The 1,646-nt window shown below is 49.6% G+C and carries 2 protein-coding genes and 1 pseudogene; all 3 read left to right on the top strand.

The annotated features are described in order from the left end of the window. Positions 1–147: 147 nt before the first annotated feature. Positions 148–375, top strand: a pseudogene (locus COMA1_RS22160) (AAA family ATPase); the annotation flags it as partial. 6 nt (positions 376–381) lie between these two features. Beyond that, positions 382–1,263, top strand: a complete 882-nt coding sequence (locus COMA1_RS08705) for a TOPRIM nucleotidyl transferase/hydrolase domain-containing protein (protein WP_245630963.1) — start codon at positions 382–384, stop codon at positions 1,261–1,263. Between the two features lie 51 nt (positions 1,264–1,314). Continuing rightward, positions 1,315–1,557: a helix-turn-helix domain-containing protein gene (locus COMA1_RS08700; RefSeq protein ID WP_090747017.1), complete on the top strand. Its 243-nt coding sequence runs from the start codon at positions 1,315–1,317 to the stop codon at positions 1,555–1,557. The last annotated feature ends 89 nt before the right edge of the window (positions 1,558–1,646 follow it).

The raw sequence follows: 1,646 nt of genomic DNA, 5'->3' as shown, positions 1-1,646 counted from the left end.
ATGGCCAGACGCCCGACCAGGTCTATTATGACAATCTGACCACACGACGGACTGCCGCGTAGTCAGCAATCCGCCAGGCGCCACTTATGAACTGGTAAAAACTGTCCAACCAACCGGAGCCACCTCTATATTCCAGATCATAGGGATATGGCCTCACCTTCAAAGATGAAGACGTTCAGAAGTCTAGATTCTGAGGGAGAGGGTGTGCGTTCGTATATTGCAATATGCAGTACGCTCCTGCTAGCGCGGCGACCGTTGTGTTTAATTGATGAACCAGAAATGTGTCTTCATCCACCACAGGCACGGGCAATCGGACGTTTCATCGGAGAGTATGGTGCTCAACCAGAGGGCTGTACACTAGTTGCTACACATAGCAGTCACGTGCTGAGAGGGATTCTAGAAAAGAATAAAGAGGTTAGCGTAATCCGTTTGAAGCGTAGGGAGAATGGTTTTCTTGCAACCCATGTTTCACCTGAAATATTGACACAGGCCACTCGAAAGCCCCTTTCCCGGTCCGAAACCATTCTGGATGGTCTATTTACAGAGGGTGTGGTGCTTTGTGAATCCGATGGAGATCGAATAGTTTACGAATCCGTACTTCAAACACTTTCTTTGCCGTACCCAGACCTAAGATTTATCCCTGTCGGTGGAATTGGAGGTTTCAAAGAAACAGCCAAATTGTTCCGGGCACTTGGCGTTCCGGTTGCTATCGCCAGCGATTTCGATTTTCTCTTGAAGAGGGAATTACTAGATGTCGTTTGCGAACTTAACGAGACTGAGGCGACAGTTCTCAAGGACACGATTAATGGAATCCAGGAAAAGATTCTCGAAGAGGCTAGAGGTCTGACTTTTGCTGGCGGCATTAGACGTGTGGAGGAGACTATACATTCACTCAAGTCTAGAGCGGATCAAGACGATAATAGTTATTTCGAAATGGCTTCAGAACTTCGTAGTAAGCTCAATCTATTGTCTAGGGAATTGAGTCCCCAGCAAAACTTGAAACTTAAAGGGGTAGCGGCGGTACCAAAAGGTTTACAGATCGAGATAAATTCCCTCAGCACCAGTTTGAGGCGTATTGGGCTATTTCTTGTTCCATGTGGAGAGTTGGAATCATGGGTTCCGACGCTCATGGCAGGTATGACGAGAGAAAATAAATCTCTTTGGGCTACCGAGGCGGCAAGAAAGATAGAAGACCACGGTGAAGGAGAAGGCGATATCTGGGAATACATTCGATCAATAGTTGATTATTTTAAAGGGGCTTGAGTTCTAACTCCAAGTGCAACACAACCAGCCCTGATGGGCTAAGGTGTTGCCATGTCAAAACACTGCTACGCACAGTTGACTGACACAGACCGTGAAACCCTGAGCCTGGGCCTCGCCCAGGGGCAGTCGTTACGGACCATGGCGCGGATATGGTTGTGGCAGTATGTCCGGACGCAACTGACGGCGGGCTGCTCGCCCGAGCAGATTGCGGGACGCCTGCGCCGCCTGTATCCTGACGACATGAGCAAGCGGCTGTCTGAGGTAAGCTCGAAAAAGTGGACGCCTTCAACCTAGAATGAGAGGGCTGGAGGTGTGAGATGGAACAGGTCCCGCGACAGCAGTATACGAAGGAGTTCCGAGAGCAGGCCGTGCGGCTAGTCCTG

The organism is Candidatus Nitrospira nitrosa (assembly GCF_001458735.1).
Classification (GTDB): Bacteria; Nitrospirota; Nitrospiria; order Nitrospirales; family Nitrospiraceae; genus Nitrospira_D; species Nitrospira_D nitrosa.
The sequence above is the reverse complement of the archived record's forward strand: the minus strand, read 5'-3'. Positions and strand labels throughout refer to the sequence as shown.